This window comes from Tsukamurella strandjordii, assembly GCF_039525985.1.
Lineage (GTDB): Bacteria > Actinomycetota > Actinomycetes > Mycobacteriales > Mycobacteriaceae > Tsukamurella > Tsukamurella strandjordii.
This window is the reverse complement of sequence record NZ_BAAAII010000005.1, coordinates 466290-473166: the sequence shown is the minus strand read 5'-3', so window position 1 is coordinate 473166 and position 6877 is coordinate 466290. Positions and strand designations below refer to the sequence as shown.

Here is a 6877-nt window from a genome sequence, read left to right as displayed (position 1 = left end):
CCGCCAGGGACCGCCGCCGCAGGCCGCCCCGCCGCGCCCCGCGGGCCCGGCGCCGCAGGTGCCGCCGCAGCAGCGCCCGAGCGCACCGTCGCCCCTGCAGACCGCGGGTTCCGCCGGCGCCCGGCCCGCCGGTGGTGCGCCGATCGTGTTGCGCTTCGACGACGGCCACTCGGTGGACGTGCGCGGAGACGGAATCATCGGCCGCGAGCCGGTGATCCCGCCGGGTGCGGATGCATCGAAGGTCACCAAGTACGTTCTCGTCGACGACACCGCATCGGTGTCCAAGACCCACCTGTTGTTCGGACTCACCCGCGGTGAGCTGTGGGTCGAGGACGTAGGGTCGACGAACGGATCCGCGATCGCCTATGAGGATTCGTGGACCGAGCTCACCAAGGGAGTCAGGTACGCCGTGGAGAAGGGCAGCGTCGTGCATATGGGGCAGCGCAGTTTCAAGGTGCTCGGCGGATGACCGCCGAAGCCATGGGAGACGGCTCGGCGCGGTCCGAGATCGTCTACGGCGCCCAGGGGGGCGTCTCGATGAAGTGGGTCGCGATCAGCAACCCCGGCCGCGTGCGGATGACGAACGAGGACGGTGCGCTCACCGGGCCGGGCATGTTCCTGCTCGCCGACGGCATGGGCGGCCACGACGCGGGCGAGGTGGCCTCGGCCGCCGCACTGGAGGCCCTGGCCGAGGTCTTCGGTCCCGAGCCGGCCGATGCGCAGGTCGTCATGGAGCAGGTCGTCGACCGGCTGCGCCAGGCGCACGCCACCATCGAGGCCATCGACTCCGAGACCGGTAAGCGCGCCGGCACCACCGTGACCGGCGTTCTCCTCACCACCTACGAGGAGGTCCCGCACTGGCTGGTGGTCAACATCGGCGACTCGCGCACCTACCGCCTCGCCGAGGGCTACTTCGAGCAGCTCACCGTGGATCACTCACAGGTTCAGGAGCTCATCAACGGCGGCTTCCTGAGCCCCGAGCAGGCTCGGGTCGACCCGCGCCGCAACGTGATCACCCGTGCCCTGGGCGCGGGTATGGAGCCCGACGCCGATTTCTGGATCGTGCCCGCGCAGCCGCAGGAGAAGCTGCTGGTGTGCTCGGACGGCCTCAACGGCGAGCTCACCGACGACGAGATCCAGTCGATCCTCGAATCCGAGGTCCCCATCGACGAGTGCGCCGAGCAGTTGGTCTCCGCGGCGCTCAACGCCGGCGGCCGGGACAACGTCACCGTGATCGTCGTGGAAGCCACGACGGAACCGGTCGGCGACGACTGGTGAGTTGAGTAGAGTCACGCTCCGTGGCTGACATCGAAGCGCTGCTGAGCCTGGAGCAGATCGACCGCGACATCTTCCGGGGTATCCACGCGCCGTCGATCCTGGTGCGCACCTTCGGCGGCCAGGTGGCCGGCCAGGCGCTGCGCTCGGCGATCAGCACGGTGCCCGAGGAGATGCAGGTGCACTCGCTGCACGGCTACTTCCTGCGCCCGGGCAACCCCGATGCCGATACCGTCTTCCTCGTCGACCGCATCCGCGACGGCCGGTCCTTCTGCACCCGCCGCGTGAACGGCGTGCAGAACGGCGAGGCGATCTTCTCCATGTCGGCGTCGTTCCAGCTCCCCGGCCAGGAGGGCATCGAGCACGCCGACGAGATGCCCTCCGCACCCGATCCGGACACGGTCCCCAGCCCGCGGGAGGATCCCAACGCCTCGCAGGAGAGCCGCGGGCTGATCCAGGAGTGGAACAACTGGGACATCCGGATCGTCGACCAGTCCCAGACCACGCCGTACCCGGGGCGCGCGGTCCATCAGCAGGTGTGGTTCAAGCACATCGGACGTCTGCCGGACGATCAGAACATCCACACCAGCGCGCTCGCGTACATGAGCGACATGACGCTGCTCACCTCCGCGCGCGTGGGACATCCCGGCGTCGACACCCAGGTCGCGTCGCTCGATCACGCGATGTGGTTCCTGCGGCCCTTCCGCGCCGACGAATGGCTGCTCTACGACCAGACCTCGCCCTCGGCAGGCGGGGGACGGGCGCTCACCGCGGGCAGGATCTTCACCCGCGACGGCACACTCGTGGCGGTCGTGATCCAGGAGGGCCTGCACCGCTTCCGCAAGTAGGGCACCTACTCTGGTGACCCGTGACTGTGCGGATCGGGGTTCTGGCTCTTCAGGGTGACGTGCGCGAGCACCGTCGGGCGCTGGAGGAGGTCGGCGCGAGCACCAGCGCGGTGCGCACCGTCGCCGATCTCGCGGCCGTGGACGGCATCGTGATCCCCGGCGGCGAGTCCACCACCATGAGCCGGCTGCTCGGCGTCTTCGACCTGTACGACCCCCTGCGCGCCGCGCTCGCCGACGGACTGCCCGCGTACGGCTCGTGCGCCGGGATGATCCTGCTCGCCTCGGAGGTGCTCGACACCCGGCCGGACGCTCGCTGCCTGTCCGCGATCGATATGACCGTCCGGCGGAATGCCTTCGGCCGACAGGTGGATTCCTTCGAGACCGACCTCGACGTCGCGGGCATCGACGGTCCGCCGGTGCGCGCCGTGTTCATCCGTGCGCCCTGGGTGGAGCGGGTCGGCGACGGTGTCGACGTGCTCGCCAGGGTGCCTGCCGAGGCGGGCGAGTCGGCGGGTACGGTAGTCGCAGTGCAGCAGGGTGTGACGCTTGCCACATCCTTCCATCCGGAGGTGACCGGGGATCTGCGGATCCACGAGCACTTCGTGGCCATGGTTCGGCGCGGCTGACCCGTCTCGGGCGTGCCCACCCCTCTGCCGGGTCGTGTTGAGGTGGTGGGGGCCGCGTGCGGTGCCCCGCAGACGGACAGGGGTGCGCGCATGAGCTACATGCCGGTGACCGATTCGATGTTCCTCGTGGCGGAATCGCGCGAGCATCCCATGCATGTGGGCGGTTTGCAGTTGTTCACGCCGCCTGATGGTGCCGGGCCCGATTACGTGCGCTCCGTGGTGGAGACGATGCGCGCGCACACCGATGTCAGCAGTCGGTTCGGGCGCCGCCCCGCCGATCCGGTCGGCATCGTCGGCAACACCTGGTGGACCGACGTCGATTCGATCGACGTCGACTACCACGTGCGGCACACCGCGCTGCCGCAGCCGGGCCGCATCCGCGAACTGTTCCAGATGGTCTCGCTGTGGCACGAGACGCTCCTCGACCGGCACCGCCCGATGTGGGAGCTGCAGGTGATCGAGGGCCTCGAGGACGGCCGGTTCGCGATCTACAGCAAGGTGCACCACTCGCTGGTGGACGGTGTCTCGGCGCTGAAGTACATGACCCTGTCGCTGTCGGAGGACCCGAACGACATGGAGGGGCGCGTCGTCTGGCAGCCGGGCCTGGGCAAGCGCGCCAAGCCGCAGGAGCCCGCCCCGGCGAAGCCGACCGGCCTGTTCGGCGTCGATCCGTTCGGGGTGGCGAAGCAGGCCGCGGGCATCACGGGCGAGGTGCTGGGCATGGTCCCGGCCTCACTCAAGGTGGTGGGCAATGCCTTCCGCGATCACGACTACATGGCGCCGTTCCAGGCACCGCACACCATCTTCAACGTCCCGATCGGCGGCGCCCGGCGCTTCGTCGCCCAGTCGTACTCGCTGGAGCGGATCGACGCGATCCGGCGCGCGGCGGGAGCCACCGTCAACGACGTGGTCCTGGCGATGTGCGGCGGCGCACTGCGCTCGTACCTGGCCGAGCTCGGCGAACTGCCCGACCGGTCGCTCACGGCGATGGTGCCGGTGAACCTCCGCAAGGAGGGCGACTCGACGGATTCGAACGCGGTGGGCACCATCATCGCCACCCTGGGCACCGACATCCCCGATGCCGCGGACCGGCTGCACATGGCGCGGGACTCGGTGCGGGCCGCTCGCCGGGTGATGGGGGAGCTGTCGCCGATGCAGGTGCTCGCCGTGAGCGCCGCCAACATCGCCGGACTGGCTCCGGGCTTGCTGCCCGGCTACTCCGGTCGCACCCGGCCGCCCTTCAATCTGGTGATCTCGAACGTGCCCGGTCCACGCGCCCCGATGTACTGGAACGGGTCCCGGCTCGACGGCATCTACCCGGCGTCGATCGTGCTCGACGGTTCCGCGATCAACATCACCATCTCCACCAATTACGACAATCTGGAGTTCGGCATCGTGGCGTGCCGCACGTCCGTGCCGCACGTGCAGCGCCTCATCCACCACCTGGAAGACGCGCTCAGCGACCTGGAGAAGGCGTTCACGTAAACTCGAAGGGTTGATACAGCGCACCAGTACTGAATCGAGGGTTCGATGAGCGGCCATTCCAAATGGGCCACCACCAAGCACAAGAAGGCGGCGATCGACGCGAAGCGCGGCAAGCTGTTCGCCAAGCTGATCAAGAACATCGAGGTCGCGGCGCGGACCGGTGGTGGCGATCCCGACGGTAACCCCACGCTCTACGACGCCATTCAGAAGGCGAAGAAGACCTCGGTCCCCAACGACAACATCGAGCGGGCCCGCAAGCGCGGTGGTGGCGAAGAGGCCGGCGGCGCCGACTGGCAGACCATCATGTACGAGGGCTACGGCCCCAACGGCGTGGCGGTCCTGATCGAGTGCCTCACCGACAACCGCAACCGCGCCGCGGGCGAGGTCCGCGTCGCGATGACCCGCAACGGCGGCAACATGGCCGACCCCGGTTCGGTGTCGTACCTGTTCGCGCGCAAGGGCGTCGTGACCCTGGACAAGAACGGTCAGTCCGAGGACGACGTGCTCATGGCCGTGCTCGACGCCGGTGCCGAAGAGGTCACCGATCTCGGTGAGCAGTTCGAGATCGTCTCCGAGCCCACCGACCTGGTGGCTGTGCGCACCGCGCTGCAGGAGGCCGGAATCGATTACGAGTCCGCCGAATCCGGCTTCCGCGCGTCGGTCGAGGTGCCGCTGGACGCCGACGGTGCGCGCAAGGTCTTCAAGCTGATCGATGCGCTCGAGGACAGCGACGACGTGCAGAACGTGTACACCAACATCGACATCCCGGACGAGGTCCTGGCCGAGCTCGACGAGGACTGACGGCCCGGAAGGATTGCCGTTCTGCATCGCCCCTACTGTGCGGTACTGAAGCGTCAGGATATTCTCAGATTGTGAATCGGACACGAACCTCGCTGCGCCGTGCCTCCGCTCTGGCCGTGGTCGGAGCGCTGCTGCTCGGTGCGGGCGGGGCCGCGGTCTGGGAGAACGGGCGCGCGGAGACCGTGCACGGCGCCACCGCGCTGGGCGTCGAGTTCGGCGGGATCGGGCGGACCGACGCGATCGCCCGCCTGGCGCCGGCGGCCGATAAGGCCGACGATGCCAAGGTCACGCTCCGCACCGACAAGGGTTCCGTGCAGTTCACCCCCGAGCAACTCGGGTTGAAGATGGATGTCGAGGGCACCGTCGAGCAGGCGATTCGGGACCGCAATCCCGCGCGCGACCTGATCGGCTACGTCCGGCAACGGCACGTGCACCCCGAGTCGACGCTCGATCGCACCAAGTTCGACGCGGCGCTGGGCGGTTCGACGGAGAAGCTGACCTCCGCCGCCGGCGACGGCGCGGTGATCTTCCGGGACGGCAAGCCGGTCCCGGTGTTGCCCAAGCCCGGCGATCGCATCGACATGGGCAAGGCGGCCGACGCCGTGCTCGCCGCGTGGCCCGACACCACCGAGGTGGACATCCCCACCGAGAACGTCCGGCCGACGGTCTCCGAGCAGATGGTGCGCTCGGTCGCGTCGGGCGCGGCGACGCGTGCCGTCTCGTCGGCCGTGGTGCTCCGCAAGGACGGTGCGCCGAACACGGAGGCCAGCACCGTCGGCCGGCTCACGGGCGACGACATCGGGACCTTCCTGTCGTACCAGCCCGATGGTGACGGCCAGCTGAAGGCGACGGTGGACCGGGACGCCGCGCGCAAGGTGCTCGGCACCCGGCTCGAATCGGCGGTCTCCAAGCCCAAGGACGCGTCGTTCACGCTGTCCGGTGGAGCGCCGACGGTGACGGCCGCGGTGCCCGGCAGCGAGGTCGTCTGGGATCCCACCATCGACGCGGTGGCCCGCGCGGTGAACCAGCGCGCCGAGGCCGACCGCGCGGCGACGGCGCAGTTCAAGACGGTGGAACCGAAGATCACCACCAAGCGGGCCAACGAACTGGGCGTCAAGGAGGTGGTGAGCGAGTTCACCACCGGCGGCTTCAGCGACGCGTCCGGCGTGAACATCCGCCGGGTGGCGCAGCAGGTCAACGGTGCAGTCGTGCTGCCCGGGGAGACCTTCTCGCTCAACGGCTACACCGGGCCCCGCGGCACCGCGCAGGGCTACGTGGAGTCGGGCATCATCAACAACGGCCGGCCCGATAAGGCCGTGGGCGGCGGCATCTCGCAGTTCGCCACCACGCTCTACAACGCCGCGTACTTCGCCGGTCTCGCGGACGCGGGCCACACCGAGCACAGCTATTACATCTCGCGGTACCCCGAGGCGCGGGAGGCCACCGTGTACGAGGGTGCGATCGACCTGAAGTTCACGAACGACACCCCGTACGGCGTGGTCATCGAGTCCAGCGCGGGCGCCTCCTCGGTCACGGTGCGGATGTGGAGTACCAAGACGCGCTCGGTCGAGTCGATCAAGGGGCAGCGCTCGCTGCCCACCGAGCCCTCGACCATCCGGTTGGCGAAGGGCCCGCACTGCGTCGCCAGCACGGGACAGCCCGGGTTCACCACCAGCAACACCCGTGTCATCACCGATGCGCGCTCGGGGTCCGTGATCTCGAGGCACACCCGCACGGTGAAGTACGACCCGGTGCCCACCGTCATCTGCGAGTAGACGCGCGTGTCCGCGTCCTGCTTCCGCGGGATGCAGGGTAGGCTCTCGAACAAAGGTTTGACTGTTC

The 6877-nt window shown here is 69.1% G+C and carries 7 protein-coding genes; all 7 read left to right on the top strand.

What is annotated here, in order from left to right; genetic code table 11:
• Positions 1-469: FHA domain-containing protein (locus tag ABD108_RS11335; RefSeq protein WP_343930330.1), on the top strand; the 469-nt coding region annotated here is incomplete at its 5' end.
• The gene (locus tag ABD108_RS11330) at positions 466-1278 is read left to right on the top strand and encodes a PP2C family protein-serine/threonine phosphatase (RefSeq protein WP_220659042.1); all 813 of its coding nucleotides are present in this window, start codon (positions 466-468) and stop codon (positions 1276-1278) included. The genes ABD108_RS11335 and ABD108_RS11330, both read left to right, overlap by 4 nt.
• A 20-nt stretch (positions 1279-1298) precedes the next feature.
• Positions 1299-2123: an acyl-CoA thioesterase gene (locus ABD108_RS11325; RefSeq protein WP_220659041.1), complete on the top strand. Its 825-nt coding sequence runs from the start codon at positions 1299-1301 to the stop codon at positions 2121-2123.
• A gap of 20 nt (positions 2124-2143) precedes the next feature.
• Entirely contained in the window at positions 2144-2749 is a 606-nt protein-coding gene (gene pdxT, locus ABD108_RS11320; protein ID WP_220659040.1) for a pyridoxal 5'-phosphate synthase glutaminase subunit PdxT, read from the top strand.
• Positions 2750-2839: 90 nt separating this feature from the next.
• A complete protein-coding gene (locus tag ABD108_RS11315; RefSeq protein ID WP_220659039.1) occupies positions 2840-4234 on the top strand; it encodes a WS/DGAT/MGAT family O-acyltransferase in 1395 nt (464 codons plus the stop codon).
• Positions 4235-4279: 45 nt separating this feature from the next.
• Positions 4280-5035: a YebC/PmpR family DNA-binding transcriptional regulator gene (locus ABD108_RS11310; RefSeq protein ID WP_220659038.1), complete on the top strand. Its 756-nt coding sequence runs from the start codon at positions 4280-4282 to the stop codon at positions 5033-5035.
• A gap of 71 nt (positions 5036-5106) precedes the next feature.
• A complete protein-coding gene (locus tag ABD108_RS11305; protein ID WP_255585811.1) occupies positions 5107-6810 on the top strand; it encodes a VanW family protein in 1704 nt (567 codons plus the stop codon).
• Positions 6811-6877: the final 67 nt, after the last annotated feature.